Below are 19704 nucleotides of genomic sequence, written 5' to 3' on the forward strand. Positions count from 1 at the left end.
GAGCCCGTGATGTCCAAAATTGTGCCCAACCTGTGGTTTGATCAAGAGGCCAAACAAGCTGCTGAGTTTTACTGTGCGGTGTTCCCCGAGGCCAAGATCACTCATTCTGTGGTTTTGCGCGACACCCCGTCGGGTGACTGCGATCTGGTCTCGTTTGAGCTGGCGGGCCAGCCCTTCATGGCCATCAGCGCGGGGCCGTTGTTCAAGTTCAATCCTTCGGTCTCTTTTATCCTGAACTTTGACCCTTCCCAGGGCCGTACCAGGGAAGACCTCGAGGCTTTATGGAACAGCCTTTTGTCCGGCGGTGAGGCGCTAATGCCGTTGGGCCCGTACCCTTTTGCACCCCTTTTCGGTTATCTTCGGGATCGGTACGGGGTCTTCTGGCAGTTAATTCTTTCCGACAACATGGAACCCAGGCTTCCCTTTGTCATCCCGTCACTCTTATTTGTGGGGGATTTGCACGGCAAGGCCGAGGAAGCCCAGAACTTCTATTTGTCGATTTTCAAAGATGCTCACAGTGGCGTGACCTTTCGCTACCCGGCTGGCTCGGAGCCCGAGCAAGAGGGCACGCTGATGTACAGCGATTTTACGCTGGAGGGCCAGTGGTTTTCGGTTTCGGAGAGCGCCCTACAGCATGGTTTCAGCTTCAATGAAGCAGTCTCATTCATGGTGTTTTGTGATACCCAGGAAGAGATTGATTATTACTGGTCAAAGCTCTCGGCAGTTCCCGAGGCCGAGCAGTGTGGCTGGCTCAAAGACCAATACGGCCTGAGCTGGCAAGTTGTGCCCAGGGCCATGCTAGCCATGCTCCAGGAGCCCGACCAGGAGCGGGTGCAGCGGGTTAATCAGGCTGTGCTCCAGATGAAAAAGCTCGAGCTAGCAGAACTGCAAAGGGCTTACGCCTAAGCGGTTATGACCAGGGTTATGCTAGCCAGGGCAATCTATGAGGTCGCCCCCCATTTTGAGGTGCCCCCATGAAGGTGATGGTTTCGGCAATCATTCCGGTGGTGCCCAGCCGCGATGTGCAGGAGTCTTTGCGTTTTTATCAGGCCTATCTGGGCTTTCAAGACCCCTTTACCTGGGGGGAAAACCCCGTCGAGTACGGTGGACTGAGCCGGGAGGGGCTGCGGCTGCATTTCTACCACGAACCCAACCCCCTGGTTGGCCAGCACTATGCTTTGCGCCTCGAGGTAGACGAGGTGGACTTGCTCTACGTGGGCTGCGAGGCGGCGGGTATCGTGCACCCCAACGGTAGGCTGGAAAACAAGCCCTGGGGCACCCGCGAGTTCACTGTGCTCGACCCCTCTGGGGTAGCCATCCGGGTCTATCAGGCGCTTTAGGGAATAACCCGCTCTTTAGGAGCTTGCAACAGGGCCTGGCTCAGGGCTTCGCCGGGCTGGCCCTCGCCCCGGTAGGCCTCGGGCTCTTTCTCGATCCAGACGTAGCCCTTGCTATGGAACTGGAGGCTGCGAAAGCCCTGTGCGAAGGTCGCCTCGATGAGCTGGCCCAGCGAGCCCGCCTCGAGGCCCCGCGCTTGCAGCTCCTGCAGCAACTTTGGCGGCAGGTCGGGCTCGAAGCCCTGCAGAGCGGTGAGCACCTGGTAGGCCCGCTCCCGCTGCTCCATGGTGCCGCCCTGAGCAAAGTAGCGCTCCAGCACCCGGTACCAGTCGCCGCTTCTGGTGATGGGGGCCATATCGGCGTAGGCTTGCTCGAGTGCCTCCGGGCTGTAGTCCCGGTACTGGTTCTCGTGCACCACCAAATCGCGTGACAGGCGCGGGCGCGGGGCTGGGCTTTCGTCCGGCACGCCCACACACAGCCCCGCTACCGGAACCACCCCCTGCGGTAGCTTGCAGAGCCGGACAATCTCCCGAATGCCGTTCAGCACCCCTCCAATCCACACAATGCCGTAGCCCAGGCTCTCGGCCATGGTGGCCAGGGCACTTCCGGCCAGCACCGCATCGGTGATGGCGAAGTGCAGGGCGGTGCGGGGCCAGCGCCCAAAAGTACCTCCCCGGTGCTCCACCAGCTTTTGCAGCCGGTGCACATCGGCCAGAATCAGGAAAAACTCGGCGCAGGTCTCGATGTGGGGGTTCTGGCCGGAGTGGCTCGAGATTTCCCTTCTGAGCACCGGGTCGCTGATGCGCAGCAGGCTGTACATCTGCGCGGTGGCATCGGTGGGGGCCCGCTGGGCTGCCAACAGAAGCTTGTCCAGGTCGCCCTCGCGCAGGGGCTCGGGCTTGAACTTGCGCACGCTGGCCCGGCGCTGGTATAGCTCGTAGAGGTCGCTCACGGGGCTAGCCTATCGCCAGGGTGCGCGTCTAACTGTGGCGCCGGTTGTAGAGCTCTGCTAGGAGAGCTTTTTTTCCATGCAAATGCTCAGTGGGTCTTCGAAGTAGGGGCCAAAAGGGGGGATACGCCGGAAGCCAAAGCCCTCATACAAACCGATGGCCTCGGTCTGGGCCACCCCGGTCTCGAGGCGGAGTACCCGAATGCCTCGCTCGGCAGCGTAGGCTTCCAGATGGGCCAGCAGTTGCTTTCCCACCCCCCGCCCACGAAACCCAGGCCGCACGAACATGCGCTTGAGTTCGGCGTATTCGTTGCCAAAAATCTGCACCCCGCCGCAGCCCACCGGCTGCTTGTCCAGGTACACCACGAAGAAGGCGACCCCCTGCTGGATTAGCTTTTCCACGCTGTAGCCGTGGCGGCTCTCGGGGGGGTAGTGGGGGTTCAGTACCGCATCGAGCTCGGCAATCAACGCTCGAGCCACAGCGCTGTCGGGTTGCTCGGGTTGAATGTGTACCCGCATGCTTTAGCTGAGCGCTTCGATGCCCGGTAGGGTGCCCAGCTCCAGCAGCTCGAGGCTGGCCCCCCCGCCGGTGGAGACATGGCTGAACCTATCCGCCATGCCCAGCTTGTTGGCAGCCGCCACCGAGTCGCCGCCGCCAATCACGGTAAAAGCCCCCTGAAGCCTGGCAATGGCCTCGCCCACTGCCAGCGTGCCCTTGGCAAAGTCGTCCACCTCAAACACGCCCATAGGCCCATTCCACAGCACCGTCCTGGCCCCTTGCAGGGCCTCGGCAAAGCTACGAGCACTCTCGGGGCCGATGTCCAGCCCCATCCAGTCCGCTTCAATCGCATCCGCAGGCATAATGCGGGTAGGCGTTCCCGCCTCTATCTTCTGGGCGGCCACCACATCGGTGGGCAGCAGTAGCTTCACCCCCAGGTCGGCGGCTTTTTTGAGCAGATCCCGAGCCAGATCCAGCTTGTCGTCCTCGACCAGACTCTTGCCCACCTGCCCCCCCTGGGCTTTGATAAAGGTAAAAGCCATGGCGCCGCCAATCACCATGCCGGTTACTTTGGGCAGCAGGTTCTCAATTACCCCGATCTTGTCCGAGACCTTGGCCCCGCCCAGCACCACCCAGTAGGGCTTCTGGGGGTTGTGGAGTACCTTGCCAATGCTCTCGACCTCCTTCTCCATCAGGAAGCCGGCATAGCTTGGCAGAAACCGGGCCACCCCGGTGACCGAGGCGTGCGCCCGGTGGGCCGAGCCAAACGCATCCAGCACAAAAGCGTCGCCCAGGCGGGCGAAATTTTTGGCCAGGGTTTCATCGTTTTTTTCCTCGCCCGGTTCAAAGCGCACGTTGTCCAGCAGAATCACGGAGCCAGAAGGCGCCGACTTTACTTTTTCCAGGGTGGCCTCACTGGCCGGGGTGAGTTCGGGCGAGCCCCCAATAAAAATCACCGGCCTGCCCAGGTGTTTTTCCAGTACCGGGGCCACCGGTGCAAGGCTGCTGGCGTCTTCGTAGCCGCCTTTGGGGCGCCCCAGGTGCGAGAACAACACCAGGGTCGCACCCTGCTCCAACAGATGCTTAAGGGTCGGAATGGCCGCCGCAACCCGGGTCTCGTCCTTGACCTTGCCCTCCTTGATGGGCACGTTGAAATCTACCCGTACCAGCACCCGCTTCCCGGCAGCGTTGAAGTCCTTTAGCGTTCGCATACTGCACCTCCTGTAATACCGGATTCAAAAAACAGTTGACAGAACCAAAAGTCCAACAGGCTGTTTTTTGAATCCCAGAGCACACCCCTCCCTTTGGTCGGCGAAAAAGCGTCTCCCGCTGGTCGGGCTGATTCGTCACGGTTTAGCTGTGAACCAACCGAAGCTGGTATCAAAACCCCTCTCCTTTTTGGGAGAGGGGATGGGGTGAGGGAAATCCCCCTCCCAACCTCCCCCATCAGGGGGGAGGAGCATTTAGAGCTTCTTGCCTATGTACTGGGCCAGGTCGGCCACGCGGCAGCTATAGCCCCACTCGTTGTCGTACCAGCTCACCACCTTGACCATGTTGCCCACTACCAGGGTGTCGAGGGCGCTGAAGATGGAGGAGTGGGGGTCGCCCTTGAGGTCGCTCGAGACCAAAGGCTCCTCGGTGTAGGCCAGAATGCCCTTCAGGGGGCCTTCGGCCGCCGCTTTCATAGCCGCGTTGATTTCTTCTTTGCTGGCTTCCTTGTTCAGGATGGCGGTGAAATCCACTACCGAGACCGTGCTGGTCGGCACGCGGAAGGCCATTCCGCCAAACTTGCCCTTGAGCTCGGGGATGACCAGCCCCACCGCCTTGGCCGCGCCGGTCTCGCTGGGCACAATGTTCAGTGCAGCCGCTCGAGCGTCGCGGGGGTCGTCCTTCACGGCATCCACCAGGCTCTGACTGGCGGTGTAGGCGTGGACGGTGGTCAGGATGCCTTTTTCAATTCCGAAGTTGTCGTTGAGCACCTTGGCCACCGGGGCCAGGCCGTTGGTGGTGCAGCTGGCGTTGGAAATGACGTGATGCTTGCTGGGGTCGTACATGTGCTCGTTGACGCCCATCACCACCGTCAGCATGTCGCCCTTGCCGGGTGCGCTGATGATGACCTTTTTGGCACCGGCCTTGAGGTGGGCCTCGGCGGCCTCGAGCTTGGTAAAGCGCCCGGTGGACTCAATCACGATGTCGGCCCCAATCTCGCCCCAGGGCAGATTGGCCGGGTCTTTTTCCTCGTAGACCCGGATGGTTTTGCCATTGACGGTGATGTTCTTCTCGTCGTAGCTGACGGTTCCGGGAAAGCGGCCATAGTTAGAGTCGTATTTGAACAGGTGGGCCAGGATGGCGTTATCCGACAGGTCGTTGATGCCGACCACTTCCACCCCGCGCTCTTGCAGGATCCGGAACACCTGGCGGCCAATGCGCCCGAAACCGTTGATGCCTACTTTCATATGATCCTCCTAACTGATGGCGGCACTGAGCCGCGCTCCATAGGACACTATAACGCCTGTATTTGTGAAATTCATAACCAAAAGTTTTGGGATGAACCCTGTTGGTTTGGAGCGCTTTTCACATATGTTTGAGCCATCTAGAACGTTCTTCACAAAAATCGAGCCATCCAGGACTCGGAATTTAGTGTTCTGGAGGGAATAGTGGCCGCCGGGATGGGCGGCCGCATGGGTACAGAGCGTGTTTAGGGGAGTATCTGGCGCGACAGGTTTGCTGGGGCGCCTAGCGGATGCGGCCTGCCAGCAAGTCCTAGGCGGCTTTCTGGGCCTTGTCGAGCGCGGCTTTGGGGGCGGCCTGCCCCAGCACAGCTTCCTTGATGGCCTGGCCCAAAATGTCAAAGCGGACCTGCTCCCACTGCGAGAGGGCCGGCTCAAAGCGGGCAAAACGGGCCTGGTTGATGGTTACGCCGAACGCGGGGTTCTCCTTCACGAAGCGGGTCACCACGGGGTCTACCGCCGAGCCCTGGTTGACCGGCACGTAGTTGGCCGCTACGCCGAGCACCGCCTGGGCCTTGGGGGTGATGATAAAGCGCAGGAAGTCGGCGGCCACACGCTTTTCTTTGTCGTCGGCCCCCTTGAACACCACGATGTTGGAGCCCTGCACCAAGCAAAACCGGGCTGTTTGTCGGTGCGGTCTGGCAGGGTGGCCACGCCGACATCAATCTTGGCCGCCCGGACATAAAAACTGTAGCCCGCCGAGGTGTCGGTGGCGAAACCAAACACCCCCGAGCCGAAGTTCTCGTTGATGAAGCCGTTGGTGATGGGCTTGGCCCAGCCGTCCTTGACGGCCTTGACCAGGAACTCGAGGGCCTCCAGCCCTTTGGGCGAGTTGAGCACCAGCTTGTCGTTTTGCAGGTAGTTGCCCCCAGGGTGAAGAACCAGTAGGCATAGGTCGAGGCATCGGGTACAAACCAGTACACCTGCTGTTTTTCGCCCTCGGAAATCTTCTTGGCGGTCTCCACAAACTCTTGAATGCTCAGGGGCACTCGAGCGTTGTATTTTGTCAGAAGGTCGCGGTTGAAATAGAGCAACTGGATGCTCTTGTTGAAGGGCACCCCGTACACCTGCCCGTTCATCTTGACCGCGTTGGCAAACAGCGGGTTAACCCCCTTCAAGTCCACCCCCAGGCTGGGAATGGGCAGCAGGGCGTCGCTTTCCAGGTAGAGCGCTATGTTGTTTTCGAAGGCCTGGGCCATCACCGGGATTTTGCCCGAAGCAAACGAAGCCTTGATTTTGGTGGAAAGGTCGTGGTAGTTGCCCTGGTTAACCTGGCGCACGCAAACCTTGCCCCCCTGGGTGCGGTTAAACTCCACGGCCAGATTGTCAAGGGCGTCCTTGGGCACCCCGCCCCGGAAGCCGTGTCAGCGCTCGGCCACCACCTCGGCTTTTTCGCACTGCGCTTTGATGACATCTTCGGGTCTTTGCTGGGCCAAGCCCAGGCCAGCCACCACTACCCACATTCCAATCAACCACTGTTTCATACCAACCTCCGCAAACACTGTTGGGCCCCAGTGTCAGGGCTGTGTGAGCCCACCCGCCCCCCATTTATACCCTGGCTTTGCAGTGCAGACCACCGGTTTGCTAGAGTGCATCTGGCGCTCCCTATGGACTTTCTACTGGTGTTGCTGGCCTACCTGATCGGTTCGATTAATTTCCCTATCCTGGCGGGTCGCTTACGGGGTTGGGACATCCGCGAGCGTGACCTGGCCGGTACGTCCGGGGTTTTTCGCCAACTGGGAAAGGGTTGGGGGGTGGGGGTGGGGGTGCTCGAGGTGGGCAAGGGGATGTTGGCCGCCTGGCTGGCGGGCTTATCGGCCAGTTTCTGGGCCGCGCCGCTGTGTGCTCTGGCCGTGGTGGCCGGTCACATCTGGCCTGTCTGGTTTGGCTTTCGGGGAGGGGGGGGCTTGGCGGCCGCAGGGGGCTACGCGCTCTGGACCTTCCCCCAGGAAACCCTCTGGAGCCTGCTGGTTTTTGCGCTCGGGTTGGGGGTCTATTTTCTGCTTTTCAAGCGAGACCGCTTTCAAGGGATTGGCTCCATCCCGTTTGCGGCCATCCTGGCTTTTCTTTATCTGGCTTATGTTCTGGGGGCGGATGCCAGAGCCTTCTACACCCTACTTGCGCTGGGGGGGGTCATGGCGCTGCGGGGGGTACTGGTGCTCACAGGCCGTTGGTGGCACCGCTAGCGAAAAGGGGCAAAAGCCAGAAAAGCAGGGTCAGGACAGGCCGATATAGCTCAAATACCACTGCACAATGGCGGTGCCATAGAAAAAGGCAATTAACCCCCCAATGGCCAGGTACGGCCCAAAGGGAATCTGGTTGTCGCCCCCAAACCGGCGCATGATCAGGCCAAGGATGGCGCCCGCAAATACCGCCACAAAAAGCCCTACCAGCAGGTTGGTGAAGCCCAGCCAGACCCCCAGAAAGCCTGCCAGCACCACATCGCCATAGCCCATCACGGTCACGTAGCCGGTGGGGTTTTCGGCCTCGAGCTCGGGTTCGACCTTGTCGGAGGGGTTGCGAAGCCACCAGTAGAGCATGCCCGCCAGGGCCATGCCCCCTGCGCTTACCAGCATGCCGCGCAGACTCTCGAGGGGCGATAAGCCCAGCACCCAGGCCAGCAGGGGCGCCAACGCGGTGAGCCCCAGGGTCAGGCCGTCGTGCAGCGCGAATACCTTTCCGCTGCGGGCGTTGAGCGAGGCATTGAAGAGCCCCACCACAATGCCCAACCCGCCCAACCAAACGCCCTCCACCGTGCCCAGCATGCCCCCCCAGGCCCCCACCATGGCGGCCAGGTGTACCAGGTGCAGGCCAAAGGGGCCCTCGCGGGGGCCATCCTTCAAGCGGTTGTAGAGCAGGCCCCCAAAGCCCGCAAACAAGGCCACCAGCCCAGCCCCCATCAGGCCGCTGTCAATGGCTTGTGGAAAAGCCTGTGGATAACCGAGCAGTAAGGCCCCCAGCAACCCCAGCAAGATACCGGCAAAGTTGAGGGAGTTGGGCAGGGTCTTGGTATCAATATCTATAAACGAGAGCGCAATCAGTAAAGCGATAAAAGCCCAGATGAAGAGTAAGTCGGGAAAAACCGGGTGAAGGAGGGCTGCTGCGGTAAAGAGAACCGCCGTCAGGGCTTCCACAGCCGGATAGCGCGCCGAGATGGGGGCCTTACAACTTTTGCACCGACCCCCCTGGACAACCCAGGAGATTATGGGCACCAACTCGAGGGGGGAGAGCACCTGCCCACAGTGGGGGCAACGCGAGCGGGGCCACACCACCGAGATGCCAGCTGGAAGGCGATAAATAACCACATTCAGAAACGAGCCAACCAGGCTGCCCAGCACAAACGCGAACACTGCCAGCAGAGGCAAAGGGAAAAAATCCACCCCGTTATTGTAGGTGCTCGGTGTCGGATCACCTGTGATGTACTACAGGGATGGGCCGAAAACTTTCTGGGGGAGGTATAAAGCAACGTTCTCAATGAACTCAGGGGAGAACGGTCTACTACGCCTTGCCCGTTTCTAATAAGGGAGGGCGGGGAGGGTATTGAGTGAGGCCCTCAACCGACCGGCTGCACGAAGACGCTGCTCAGCAACCCCGCCTAACCTCCCAGGCTGTAGGGTGAGGAACGAAAAGGTGTTTGCTTCGGCTTCTGCCGGAAAGTACAGCATGAACTGTGGCATAGCCGTGTAAGACCGAAATGGGTACATCTGTACGGGTATTTGCACGACTGTGCATTGATTGTTAAGTTTGTGTGGGCTTAACGGCAACGTGGCTTTACGCCTGGTTATTGACCGGTTTGCGTCGAGAAAAGTGCAATCGGGGCGGCATTTGGTCATTTGCAAGGATTTCTAAAAGCAGACCGCTCTTACGGTTATTTCAACGCCCAATGCACACTGTGGTTATCCCCAGAAACACCCTAGCCTCTAAGCCGAACCTGGGCCTCGGTGATGGCGGTGTTTTTAGAAGTGGCCCGCAGGGATAGCTCGAGGCTCTCGACCTCGGGGAGTTCTTCGACCAACCTCGAGACCCGTAGCAGAATGTCCTGCAAGCTTTCCAGGTGGGCCTTGCCGGACAGGGGCTCGAGCATTTCCAGCGCTTCGCTGTCGGTGAGGGGGGCAATACGAATGCCCAGAGCCTGCTCGCCCAGCGGCAGCCCTGTCAGGGCCAGCGTCAGCACCGAGCCAAACAGCGGGTCGCCCTTGACCCGCAGGGCCAGGGCAATGCCCTCTGCTGTGAAGCCTGCCTCCAGGCCAAAATACCTCAGCAGTTGGGCGGTCTGAGCTTTGTTCAAAGTGCCCTTGAGGCTGGCTACCAGGGCTCGAGCCTCGTTTTCTTGCACCCCATGGTCGGGGATTTCCCCTGGCGGTTTTTTGCGCCACCGGGCGTAGGCGTAGGCGGCAGCCAGGGCCTTGCCCGCCGACTCGGGAAAGCGGTACGAGGGCACCTGCTCCTCGCCCAGCCGCACCCGGGGCCGCCCGGCGGTCATGAAACAGGTCAGGACGGGGATGCTCACCCCTTGTTCCCTGGCCTCGTGGAAGGCTGTGCGCAGGGCATCGGCCACCTCGTCCAGGGTGGCATAGCCCAGCGGTACGAATAAGGCAATGGCTGCGTCGTAGCCGCCGGCCAGAAGCTCCCTGGCGGCTTTCAGATAATCCTGGGCAGAGGCCCTCGAGCCCAGGTCACGCACCTCGGCGGTCAGGCCCTCCGTCTCGAGGGCCTCCCTGGCCAGATTGGCCGGCCCCGAAGCATTGCTCAAGAGGGCGACGCGAGTGCCTTCCGGCAAGGGCTGGTGGGCCAGCACGGCGGCGATATCAAACATTTCCTCCAGATTTTCCGCCCGCACCACCCCCGCTTGTTTGAACAGGGCCTCTACCACCGGGTCGCGGCCTGGCCGCACGGCCAGAATGGGCTTTTTCCGCCCTATCCGCCTTGCCAGCCGCGCAAAACGCCGGGGGTTGCCGAACGACTCCACATACAAGAGGATCAGCCCGGTGGCGGGGTCTTCCTCCCAGTACTGGAGCAGGTCGTTGGAAGAGATATCTACCTTGGCCCCCAGCGAGACGAAGTTCGAGAACCCCAGGCCCATCTCGCGGGCGTACTCGAGCACGGCCAATCCCACTGCCCCGCTCTGGCTCGACATGGCCAGGCGGCCCCGAAGCGGCAACTTTGGGGCCAGCCCCGCACAAAGCTGCACCTCTGGACTGGTGCTCATCAGGGCCAGCGATCCCGGCCCCAGAAGGCGCATGCCATAGTGCCGACAGGTTGCCACCAGCGCTTTGATTTGCTGGGTATCCATGTCGGTGGTGACCACCATCAAAGCCCGCACCCCGCGCTGCCCGCAGGCTTCGGCGGCCTCCTGCACTTTTTCGCGCGGCGTAGTGATGATGGCAAGGTCTATGGGCCCCGGCACGGCCTTGATGGAGGTGTAGGCCAGCATCGAGCCCACCACCGGAACCTCGCCCGCCGCAGGGGTAGCGGCCGTGTTGACGGGATAGACCGGGCCCTGGAAGCGGTTGAGCACCAGGTGCTCCAGAACCTGATAGCCCACGCTGCTGGGGTCGCGGGATGCGCCCACCACGGCCACTCCCTTCGGGCGCAAGACCGGCAGAAGCGAGGCTACCGTCGCCACCCGCTCACGCAGCTCAAACTTGGCGACCATCTCCGGGCTGGGTTCAATCTCAAAGCTGACCTCGACCTCGCCAGAGTCGGCGTGGGACTCCACCTTGAAGCCGCTGGCCTTGAACACATCCAGCATCTGCTTATTTTCAGCCAGGGTGAAAGCATGGAAACGCCGAATGCCCCGCTGAACCCCGATCAGGGCCAGGCGTTCGAGTAAGAGCGAGCCCAGACCTTTTCCCTGATACCAGTCATCCACCAAAAAGGCCACCTCCGCCGAGGTGGAGCCCGGCCCCTCCTGCACGTACTCCCCTGTGGCAATGATGCGCTCGGGGTCGCCCGAGAGCACCACCAGGGTGACTTTATCCTCGTCGGGCGGCTTGCGAAGCAGCAGGTCGGCGGCGGTTTCGGGGCGTACCTCGGAGAAAAACCGGAAGGTGCGGGCCTGAGGGGAGAGGCGCTCCAGGAACTCCACAAACAGCTCCCGATCCTCGGGCCGGGCAGGCCGAAGGGTGGCGGTGCGCCCATCCTTGAGCAGGATGGGGCCGGACTCGAGGGCGTACTGGGGGGTGGGGGGTGGAATGTAGCGCTGTGGCATAAAACCCTCCTGTCTTCCAGGATAGTGGCATTTGTTCAGGAAAACTGTCCTGGGGTACGGGATGATCCGTACAAAGGCATGGAGAGATGTGGCCTCTGCTGCCTATCGAATACAGGAATGAATTCAGACCAGAATGACGGCATCAGCCTGGGTATCTTGGCAGAAAAGTTGATTTGGTACGGGATAGGGCCGCGCGGTACCCTAGATGTATGCGAGTCAAGGCGAAGTTCTGGCTCGAGTCCGATTCCGGCCACTTTTTGCTTGGGCCTGGCACGCTGCGCCTGCTGGTAGCAGTGGCCGAGCAGGGCAGCCTCAAGGCCGGGGCCAAGGCGGTTCGGCTAAGTTATAGGGGTGCTTGGGAGAGGCTTCGAAAGGCTGAGGAGGGGTTGGGTTTCCCTTTGCTCGAGCGCCACTCGGGGGGGGAGGGAGGCGGGGGCAGTACCCTCACGCCCCCAGCCCTGGAACTAATTGAACGTTATCAACGGTTTGTTCAGCAGGCAGAGGCGGCGCTCGAGGCCCACTTCATGGAGGTGTTTGCGGGATATTCGCAGAAGCGAGATGCAAGTCGTTCATAAATTTATTGTTATATAGCAATTTATATGATTACATATTGCAAGAAAACCGCCTATCTGTTGCAAAATGTTGACAAAAAAATGGCTATTTGTTATTCTACATATGCCAGACGCTTCATGTGCTGCTCCCCGGCTGCCAAACCGGGGAGCCCTCCTTTTAGATGGGTTGCACCTGATTTTGCAGATGTTGTCTGGAGCCCTCTATATCAACACACGTGATGGGGGTAGGTGCTGGAAGGTAGGCGGTGAGTTTTCAACGTTCACACCCTACTTCCTACCTTCTACCTCCTTGGATACCCCAGGCGTTCAAGCGAAGCTACCTACACATACCACGAGCCATCCGAGTCCAGGAAAACCTTGTCCTGGACAAAATAATGGCCGTCTGAAAACTCGAAGACATGCGCCTGGGCCAAGACTGATTCCGGTTTTCGTGAGCGGCCACGTCTGTGAAAAGCGCGAAAGAAGGCAGCGGTCAGACTTCAGGCTTGAACGCTGCAGGGGCTACTACCTCGGGGCGCTTGGCTTCAGCGATAATTTCCCGTACCCGCTCGCCCTGCACAATCTCCGACTCCAGCAGTTCTTCAGCCAGCCGGTGCATGGCCTCGGCATTGCTAGATAATACCTGCTTGGCTTTTTCGTAGGCCCGATCCAGAATGGCCTGAATATCGGCGTCAATCAGGCGGCTGGTTTCTTCGGAGTGGTCTTGCTTCTTGGCGATTTCTTCGCCCAGAAAGATGGGCCCCTGGTTGGAACCCCAGGCCACGTTCTTGAAGTGATCTCCCATGCCCCAGTCCAGCACCATCTGCTTGGCCAGGCTGGTGGCCTGCTTGAAGTCGTTGGCAGCCCCGGTGGTGATGGTGCCCACAAATAGCTCCTCGGCAGCCCGGCCAGCCAGGGTCATGGCCAGGGTGTCCTCGAGGTGCTCCTTGCTCATCAGAATGCGCTCCTCGGGCTTGCTCCAGCGCACCCCCAGGGCCATCCCTCGGGGCACAATCGAGACCTTCTCGGTCTTGTCGGCATAGGGCAGTACCTCACCGGCAATAGCGTGGCCCGCTTCGTGGTAGGCCACCGCCCGCTTTTCCTGCTCGCTGAGCTTGAGGGTGCCCCGCTCCAGACCCAGCATGATTTTGTCGAGCGCGGTCTGGAAGTGTACGTTGGCAATCTCGGTGGCGTTTTCGCGGGCGGCTTGCAGGGCGGCTTCGTTTACCAGGTTCTTCAGGTCGGCGCCGCTAAACTGCGGGGTGAGGCGGGCCAGGTTGTTCACATCCACATCGGGGGCAAACTTCTTGCCCCTCATGTGTACCTGCAAAATTTCTTTGCGCTCTTCCAGGGTGGGTAGCCCAATAACCACCTGGCGGTCAAAACGTCCGGGGCGCAACAGGGCCGGGTCCAGAATGTCCGGGCGGTTGGTCGCGGCTAGCACGATTACGCTGGTGTCCTTCTCGAAGCCGTCCATCTCCGAGAGGATCTGGTTGAGGGTTTGCTCCCGCTCGTCGTGGCCGCCGCCAATACCGGCGCCACGCTTGCGCCCAATCGAGTCCAGCTCGTCAATAAAGATAATGGCCGGGGCGTTGCGGCGGGCCTCCTCAAACAGGGTGCGCACCCGGCTGGCCCCCACCCCCACAAACATCTCCATGAACTCCGAGGCCGATACCGAGAAGAAGGGCACGCCAGCCTCCCCGGCTACGGCGCGGGTCAGGAGGGTTTTGCCGGTTCCTGGCGGCCCAACCAGCAGCACGCCCTTGGGAATCTCGGCCCCAATGGCAATGTACTTCTGTGGGTTTTTGAGAAAGTCCACCACCTCCATCAGCTCCCGCTTGGCCTCGGTGTGACCGGCCACATCCTTGAAGGTGGTGTTGACCCGTTTTTCCTTACCGTACTGGCGGGCCCGACTCTGCCCAAACTGCATAACCTGGCCAGCTCCCCCCTGCGAACGCATGAAGAAGAACCACCAGAAGCCAATGAGTGCCAATACCGGGATTAAAGTGTACAGCAACTGGGGCCAGATGCTAGGGGGGCGGTTGGTAATTTCGACCCCATTCTGGCGCAGTAGATTGGTGAACTGTGGGTCGCTGAAGCCCGGTGGGAGCGCAACAACCGTAAAGCGGTCGGTGGTTTCGGTTGTGTTGCCAGCCTGAATGCGCTCAGGGGCTTTGAAAAAGCCGTTGATGCGGCCCTCTTGCAGTATTACCCGGGCTACCTTGCCTTGCTCGACATAAGCGATGAAATCGCTGTACGGTATTGTCGTACGGGTGTTGCTACTGCCAAATAGGGTAAAGAGCCAGTAGGCCAGAATGACGACAGCGACCAAGCTCCAGGGATTGATGCGTGTAGGCAAAACGTAACCTCCATTGGGTGCCCGTCAGGCGGGCGATGCATAATCCACCTGATTCAACGGTGGACTGACACACCTTAACCGAGTATATGGTACTCAATCCCGGTGTGAGGAATGAAGTCTAGGGTGTAAAGCGCTTTGGGGAGAGGTTTTTGCTATATTTGCTTGGCTTTTCCAGTTTGCTGCATTTGCAAACCATGCGTGCTTGAGTTGGCTTCACGGTTTGTGAGTAGCTCCTGAGTTGGCCGCGCACTTTGCAAAAAGCAGTCAGGGTCACACAAGAAGACTGCGCTTTGCCTTTGGAAAGACAAAGTGAGATAGCTGGTGTGTTGCCTTCCATGATTTTGCCTCCATTACCTGTTGCTCATTTCCAACCCTCCTTGCTTTCGGTTTTCCGTCTTATGATGGATAGCAATGCAAGCGGTTCTCGAGGCCCTCCACCAAGGCGACTACGATACGGCGTTTGAGACGCTGGTACGCACACTCGCGCTGGCCCAGGGGCAGGAGGCCGCAGAGGTGGCTTTGCTGCTGGCAGAGGCTTATTCGCTGTATGGGGAAGGGGGTATCGAAGGGGCCAACCGGGCCCTGGAGGAAGGAGTGGGTAGTGTGCCCACCCTCGAGGCCCACCCCCGCTACCGCGCCATTCTGGGCGAGATGCGCGCCCTGGAGGGGGCCTCGGAAGAAGATGTGCGGCAAATTTTGCCCCAGACCCACGACCCCCGTGCGCTCTACCACCAGGCCCAGGCCCTGATGTACCTGGGCTTGCCTGAAGAAGCGCTGGAGATTTTGAACCGGCCCCTCGAGCTGCCTGCTTTCCTGGCCTGGCGGGCCCAAACCCTGCGGGGCAAGGCCCTGGAGCGCCTGGGCCAGGCTGCCGAGGCGGCTGCTGCTTACAGGGAGGCCGCGCGGCTGGCCGTAGGGCTGGAACACTACTGGAACCTGATAGATGCGGCAGCGATGTTCGTGGAGGCTGGAATGGGCCAGGAAGCCCTGGAGACCCTGCGGGAAGCAGAGCCCGACGCCCCCGAGCTCGAGGACCCCGAGGACGCGGCCACCCGCTACTACCTCGAGGCCCGCAGTCAGCTTTTGTTGGGCAACCCCAGCCTGGCTCTCGAGGCCATCCAGCAGGCTCTGGCCAAAGAGCGCGAAGGCGCCGAGGCGGCTCACGGCACCCCCCTGGTACACGGACAGGCTCTTATGCAACTGGGTTACCCCCGCGAGGCCATCGAGGCTTTCCGCGAGGCCGTTCGGCGGGCCGAAGACTCCGACAAAAGCTACGCCCTACACGAACTGGCGGTGGCCTGCCTGGAAGCGGGCGAGCTGGCCGAAGCCGAGTCGGCCTTACGCGAGGTCTTGCGCGACCCCGAGTATGGCCACCAGGGCGAAGCCTATGGCGACCTGGCCGAGATCCTCTACCGCCTGGGCCGCTATGAAGAGGCCTCCCAGGCCGCCCACCAAGCCATTCAGCTGGGCAGTCTAAGCGCAGGGTATCTGATTCTGGGCAACCTGGCTTACGACCTGCTGCACCTGGAGGAGGCCCTCGAGCACTACACCAAAGCCTGCGAAGAAGCCCCCGAAGGCAGCCGCGACTGGGTTACGGCCCAGCAAATGGTGGTGGATACCCTGGCCCAGTTGGGCTTTCGTCACCCCGACGAGATCGCCTCACGTAGCGAAGCTGTGTTGCCCTATTTACACCCGGCAGACGAATGGCACCAAACCCTCAACAACTACCTCGAGCGGGCCAGAAGCCTGATCGGTGGCAGCCGGACGCTGAACTAGTGAACTTGCAGTCCAATAGAGCGCTCTTCACAAATATCGAGCCATCCGGGACTAAGAATCCTTTGTCCTGGACAGAACGGTGCCGCCCGGGTGCGTAACCTGCGTCTGGGCCCAGACGTATTCTCGCTTTCGTGGGTGGCCACGCCCGTGAAGAGCGCGGTAAAAATCCGTTTCCGTAGAAATACCCTACTCACTCGCATCATTTGACTCAGATTTCATCGGGATTGTACAGGCAAGATAGACACCGAGCAAGCTGGGTCAGAACGTGAAAATGAATCATAGAATAAAGCCCATGAAGGTTCTGGCCCTCATTGCTCACGATGGCAAGAAAACCGACATGGTGTCTTTTGCCAAAGATCACAAAGACCTGCTCTCGCGCTTTCCCCTGGTTGCTACTGGCACAACCGGGCGGCTTCTGCAGGAAAAAGCTGGTCTGAACGTGACCCGGATGCTCTCAGGGCCGCTGGGCGGCGACCAGCAGATAGGGGCCATGATTGCAGAGGACAAGGTACTGGCAGTTATTTTCTTGCGTGACCCTCTTCAGGCTCAACCCCACGAGCCCGATGTGCAGGCCCTGATGCGAGTCTGCGATGTTCACAACGTTCCACTGGCCACCAACCTAACTGCCGCCGAAGCCGTGCTGGCCTGGTTGCAGAGCGACCTATCGGCTAATGAGCGGCAAATCCTTTGATAGTGTCAGAAACCCTAGTGTCAGAAAAGTTGAGTGTTATATTAGCAAGTAGATATGTCACCGGTTGAGTGGATTCAACAAATGGTAGAGGCTAACCGCGACGCCTTGCAACAGATGCCCTTTCCGCCCGGATTGGCGGAGTATATAGACGAACTGGTCAAGTCGGGCCAGACCGAGCAGATTATCGCCCTGATGAAGATGGGTTTCCTGATTGGCATCCAGCAGGGAGCCAGGAGTTTGGAAGTTCCCGTCCCTCCTCCTAACCGCATCCAGGCATAGGAGAATGGTCATAAAAGCCGTCGGTCGTGCGCTTGCAGGCCGCTGGCAAATACCCGTCACGAGCGCCAGAAAAATCCACTAAAGTTTAGAGCGCTCTTGGCAAAAATCGAGACGCCCGTGAATAAGAATCCTTTGTCACGGAAAGAACAGTGGGCGCCTGAATGGGCGGCTGCGTCTTTGAAGGGCGCGATGAGGCTCGCTTTTGATTGTTAACGCTGGGTGTTATGCCAACGTTTCGTGCCTTGCGGTTTCAAGTGTGGATGGTAACGCTCTGAAGGAATAATTCCCGCTTGCATAGTTTTTTTCTTCACGCCAGGTTTACGAGCTCTCGCGTATCTTGTGTCAATTCAACGGAATTGCCGAATGAGACACTCCAGGAATGTCCCATCTGAAATCTCGGATCGCTTTACACAGGACGTGCGGTATGGCGATGTTATTGGCAGTGTCAGCGATTGTGGGGCTATACGACTGGGGATAGACGCGGAAGCCAAAATTTCGATAGAGAAGGGAGTTTTGCGCTTTGCCCCCCTGAACACGCCAGGCTGGGGCCGCCAGGGTATGGCCTATGGCCCTTTTGCTCGGAGAGCCGGACTGGCCTTTGGGGTCTTGATGCTCAACGGACACAACAACTCACAAACCTATGCTGAACCCCTCAGTGCCCTGCCACGAAACCTTGTTGGCGGCCAGGAAGACGCTGTTGCTCGAATGCCCTTCAAGGCGCATTTTTCGCCCCAGCCTGTGCGGGAAAATCTGGCAGTAGGCTGGTTTGATCAGCCTGTGCCGACCAACCCCCTCGAGTCCGGTCAGGCCCTGGTCATGCAGGGGCATTCTCGCGAGAATGGCCGCTTGTGTGCAGCAAAGGTGCGGGGTTTGCATCATCTGCTCCTGGGTATTCAGAATAACCCGATCTATCTGCTTTCGGTACTGCGCGAGAAGGGGGTGGCTTTTTATGCCGGTTCGCTCGAGGGCAGCCGCCACCTGCCAGCCCTGCCCAGGCTGCGGCCATTGGCGATAGACCCTTACAGCCTGGCGGCAAAAGAGCTGTACGCCGGGATTCACCAGTCCATTCTGGGGGAAATGGGGTACCGGGCAGACACCCGCGTGTATGGGGTGCGGGTGGCCGATGTGCCTGCGTGGCGGGGGTACGGCACGGCCTTGCTGGCCGATCCCCAGCCACAACTAGGGCGCAAGGCGGCTCAGGGTGGGGTGTGGCAACTGCACGGCCCCGGCATGCTTTTGCGTCCGCAAGAAGCCGGTGGGCTGTTTCATGTGTGCCTTACCGCACCCGCCAGTCTGATCTGGCGGTACCGCGACCCCAGGCACTTTCTGGCCCTGGAACTGAACCCCCAGGAAGTCCGCCTGCGCCTACAGTATGGCCTCCAGCAGTATGTGCTGGCTGCCGAACCCTATACCGGTGCGGCCCGGCAACCTCACTGGGTGCAGGTTCTGGATGATGGAAAAGCCCTCATCATTACCCTGGACGGCCAGCCCCTCTTTTCCGAGCACCCCATCCTCGAGCATCGCCTGGCCAACGAAACGGGGGTTGGACTGGTTGGCCAGGCCACCGATCTGGAAGTGCATCCGCGTGAAGTAGAACTCCCGCCGGAGCTGGATCTGGGACAACCCTGGCAGGCCAGGGGTCAGACGACGGTGTTTGCCCCCTATTTGAACCATGCCGCCGAAGATTTGCTGATTTCCTGGGAACCCACCCTGGGACGTGCCAGTTTGATGCCTGCGGAGGGGGGGCTGCGTATCGAAGCGGCTGGGGGAGAGCGCGCCGTCTATACCATGCCCTGGGACAGCACCCACCTGGCCGATCTGGAGGTCGAAATTCTCCCCCCAGGTCAGCGTAAAGGCCAAAACCAGCAAAGCCGAGCTGGGGTCTGTTTCTGGCAGGATGCCAGACATCATCTGATAGTGACCTTGCGCCTGGATGATAGCGAAAGCTCGGTGGCGGCAATACTGCGTTTTGCCGGTTATGAAGACCCTTTCGACATGGTCTGGAGCCGTGTACCCGATCTGCTTTACCACGGCGTACCGGTGCGTTTGCGGACGGTTTGTGATGGCGAACGATTTCAGGTCTACCTTGACGACGAACCGGTACTGTACCGGGCGCTGAGCGACATTTACCCCGGTGCCGACCGCCTGTACATCCATCGGGTAGGGCTTGCCTTGAGCGGTTATGGTGAAGACACGGGTAGCATCTTTCGCACCTGGATTGCCCGAAAGTAGGTTTCTTCCAACACACTGCTTGTGTCTGCTACACCGTAAGCAAGGTTATGAGGAGTTCATAAACAGAGACCTTATACAGCCAGTTGGTTTATGAGCATTGCTCAAAACACTCCTCCGGCGGCAACTGTGTGGTTCGGCGGGCCTGCCAGACCCACAGCACACCGCTTCGCACCTCGTGGTAGCGGTGAACCTCCTCTGCGGGATACCTCAGCACAAACTCGCCCCAGTCTTTCAACACCGCCTGGTTCTCCCTGAGCGCGAGCAGGTAGTGCCCCCACCGCCGCAGCCGTCTGGGTCTTGGTGTGGGCA

General features: G+C 60.0%; 16 protein-coding genes and 1 pseudogene. 8 read left to right on the forward strand and 9 right to left on the reverse strand.

The genetic code is table 11. The features are described from left to right. The first annotated feature begins 9 nt into the window (after positions 1 to 9). Together J3L12_RS09795 and J3L12_RS09800 are read left to right on the forward strand one after the other, a co-directional pair. Positions 10 to 906, forward strand: a complete 897-nt coding sequence (locus J3L12_RS09795; protein ID WP_208014870.1) for a VOC family protein — start codon at positions 10 to 12, stop codon at positions 904 to 906. A gap of 68 nt (positions 907 to 974) precedes the next feature. Further along, a complete protein-coding gene (locus tag J3L12_RS09800; RefSeq protein ID WP_208014871.1) occupies positions 975 to 1340 on the forward strand; it encodes a VOC family protein in 366 nt (121 codons plus the stop codon). Here J3L12_RS09800 and J3L12_RS09805 read toward each other — a convergent pair. From J3L12_RS09805 to J3L12_RS09825, 5 genes and pseudogenes are all read right to left on the reverse strand, one after another. After that, positions 1337 to 2290 carry a nitroreductase family protein gene (locus J3L12_RS09805; RefSeq protein ID WP_208014872.1) on the reverse strand — a complete coding sequence of 318 codons (954 nt, stop codon included), beginning with the start codon at positions 2288 to 2290 and terminating at the stop codon, positions 1337 to 1339. The two genes, J3L12_RS09800 and J3L12_RS09805, sit on opposite strands and share 4 nt — an antisense overlap. Positions 2291 to 2347: 57 nt before the next feature. Further along, positions 2348 to 2806 carry a GNAT family N-acetyltransferase gene (locus J3L12_RS09810; RefSeq protein ID WP_208014873.1) on the reverse strand — a complete coding sequence of 153 codons (459 nt, stop codon included), beginning with the start codon at positions 2804 to 2806 and terminating at the stop codon, positions 2348 to 2350. Between the two features lie 3 nt (positions 2807 to 2809). Continuing rightward, a complete protein-coding gene (locus tag J3L12_RS09815) occupies positions 2810 to 3997 on the reverse strand; it encodes a phosphoglycerate kinase (protein WP_208014874.1) in 1188 nt (395 codons plus the stop codon). Positions 3998 to 4249: 252 nt separating this feature from the next. After that, positions 4250 to 5242 (reverse strand): type I glyceraldehyde-3-phosphate dehydrogenase, encoded by a 993-nt coding sequence (gene gap, locus J3L12_RS09820; RefSeq protein WP_208014875.1) that lies wholly within the window; start codon positions 5240 to 5242, stop codon positions 4250 to 4252. Positions 5243 to 5549: 307 nt separating this feature from the next. Continuing rightward, positions 5550 to 6780: pseudogene (locus tag J3L12_RS09825) on the reverse strand (ABC transporter substrate-binding protein). A 123-nt stretch (positions 6781 to 6903) separates the two neighbouring features. On the opposite strand from J3L12_RS09825, the gene J3L12_RS09830 reads away from it, so the two are divergent. After that, positions 6904 to 7482 carry a glycerol-3-phosphate acyltransferase gene (locus J3L12_RS09830; RefSeq protein WP_208014876.1) on the forward strand — a complete coding sequence of 193 codons (579 nt, stop codon included), beginning with the start codon at positions 6904 to 6906 and terminating at the stop codon, positions 7480 to 7482. A 30-nt stretch (positions 7483 to 7512) separates the two neighbouring features. Here J3L12_RS09830 and J3L12_RS09835 read toward each other — a convergent pair whose 3' ends face one another. Continuing rightward, positions 7513 to 8676, reverse strand: a complete 1164-nt coding sequence (locus J3L12_RS09835; RefSeq protein ID WP_208014877.1) for an A24 family peptidase — start codon at positions 8674 to 8676, stop codon at positions 7513 to 7515. A 533-nt stretch (positions 8677 to 9209) separates the two neighbouring features. Further along, positions 9210 to 11507 carry a GNAT family N-acetyltransferase gene (locus J3L12_RS09840; protein WP_208014878.1) on the reverse strand — a complete coding sequence of 766 codons (2298 nt, stop codon included), beginning with the start codon at positions 11505 to 11507 and terminating at the stop codon, positions 9210 to 9212. Positions 11508 to 11716: 209 nt separating this feature from the next. Here J3L12_RS09840 and J3L12_RS09845 point away from each other — a divergent pair, with 209 nt between their 5' ends. Continuing rightward, the gene (locus tag J3L12_RS09845) at positions 11717 to 12082 is read left to right on the forward strand and encodes a LysR family transcriptional regulator (protein WP_208014879.1); all 366 of its coding nucleotides are present in this window, start codon (positions 11717 to 11719) and stop codon (positions 12080 to 12082) included. A gap of 469 nt (positions 12083 to 12551) precedes the next feature. Here J3L12_RS09845 and ftsH read toward each other — a convergent pair whose 3' ends face one another. Then, a complete protein-coding gene (gene ftsH, locus J3L12_RS09850) occupies positions 12552 to 14417 on the reverse strand; it encodes an ATP-dependent zinc metalloprotease FtsH (protein WP_208014880.1) in 1866 nt (621 codons plus the stop codon). Between the two features lie 411 nt (positions 14418 to 14828). Between ftsH and J3L12_RS09855 the strand changes: the two genes are divergently transcribed. The 4 genes from J3L12_RS09855 to J3L12_RS09870 all read left to right on the forward strand — a co-directional run bounded on the left by J3L12_RS09855 (position 14829) and on the right by J3L12_RS09870 (position 19395). After that, a complete protein-coding gene (locus tag J3L12_RS09855) occupies positions 14829 to 16193 on the forward strand; it encodes a tetratricopeptide repeat protein (protein WP_208014881.1) in 1365 nt (454 codons plus the stop codon). Positions 16194 to 16485: 292 nt separating this feature from the next. After that, positions 16486 to 16884, forward strand: a complete 399-nt coding sequence (gene mgsA, locus J3L12_RS09860; protein ID WP_208014882.1) for a methylglyoxal synthase — start codon at positions 16486 to 16488, stop codon at positions 16882 to 16884. 81 nt (positions 16885 to 16965) lie between these two features. Beyond that, positions 16966 to 17163 (forward strand): hypothetical protein, encoded by a 198-nt coding sequence (locus tag J3L12_RS09865; protein ID WP_243455116.1) that lies wholly within the window; start codon positions 16966 to 16968, stop codon positions 17161 to 17163. Positions 17164 to 17676: 513 nt separating this feature from the next. Further along, positions 17677 to 19395 carry a hypothetical protein gene (locus J3L12_RS09870; RefSeq protein WP_243455117.1) on the forward strand — a complete coding sequence of 573 codons (1719 nt, stop codon included), beginning with the start codon at positions 17677 to 17679 and terminating at the stop codon, positions 19393 to 19395. Positions 19396 to 19483: 88 nt separating this feature from the next. On the opposite strand, the gene J3L12_RS09875 is transcribed toward J3L12_RS09870, so the two are convergent. Continuing rightward, positions 19484 to 19704: hypothetical protein (locus tag J3L12_RS09875; RefSeq protein WP_208014885.1), on the reverse strand; the 221-nt coding region annotated here is incomplete at its 5' end.

Origin of the sequence: Meiothermus sp. CFH 77666, from assembly GCF_017497985.1 — a bacterium.
Lineage (GTDB): Bacteria > Deinococcota > Deinococci > Deinococcales > Thermaceae > Meiothermus.

Coding starts and splice junctions, on each gene's coding strand:
- J3L12_RS09795 (WP_208014870.1), top strand. CDS start 10: ATGTCCAAAATTGTGCCCAACCTGTGGTTTGATCAAGAGGCCAAACAA.
- J3L12_RS09800 (WP_208014871.1), top strand. CDS start 975: ATGAAGGTGATGGTTTCGGCAATCATTCCGGTGGTGCCCAGCCGCGAT.
- J3L12_RS09810 (WP_208014873.1), bottom strand. CDS start 2,806: ATGCGGGTACACATTCAACCCGAGCAACCCGACAGCGCTGTGGCTCGA.
- J3L12_RS09815 (WP_208014874.1), bottom strand. CDS start 3,997: ATGCGAACGCTAAAGGACTTCAACGCTGCCGGGAAGCGGGTGCTGGTA.
- gap (WP_208014875.1), bottom strand. CDS start 5,242: ATGAAAGTAGGCATCAACGGTTTCGGGCGCATTGGCCGCCAGGTGTTC.
- J3L12_RS09830 (WP_208014876.1), top strand. CDS start 6,904: ATGGACTTTCTACTGGTGTTGCTGGCCTACCTGATCGGTTCGATTAAT.
- J3L12_RS09840 (WP_208014878.1), bottom strand. CDS start 11,507: ATGCCACAGCGCTACATTCCACCCCCCACCCCCCAGTACGCCCTCGAG.
- J3L12_RS09845 (WP_208014879.1), top strand. CDS start 11,717: ATGCGAGTCAAGGCGAAGTTCTGGCTCGAGTCCGATTCCGGCCACTTT.
- J3L12_RS09855 (WP_208014881.1), top strand. CDS start 14,829: ATGCAAGCGGTTCTCGAGGCCCTCCACCAAGGCGACTACGATACGGCG.
- mgsA (WP_208014882.1), top strand. CDS start 16,486: ATGAAGGTTCTGGCCCTCATTGCTCACGATGGCAAGAAAACCGACATG.
- J3L12_RS09865 (WP_243455116.1), top strand. CDS start 16,966: ATGGTAGAGGCTAACCGCGACGCCTTGCAACAGATGCCCTTTCCGCCC.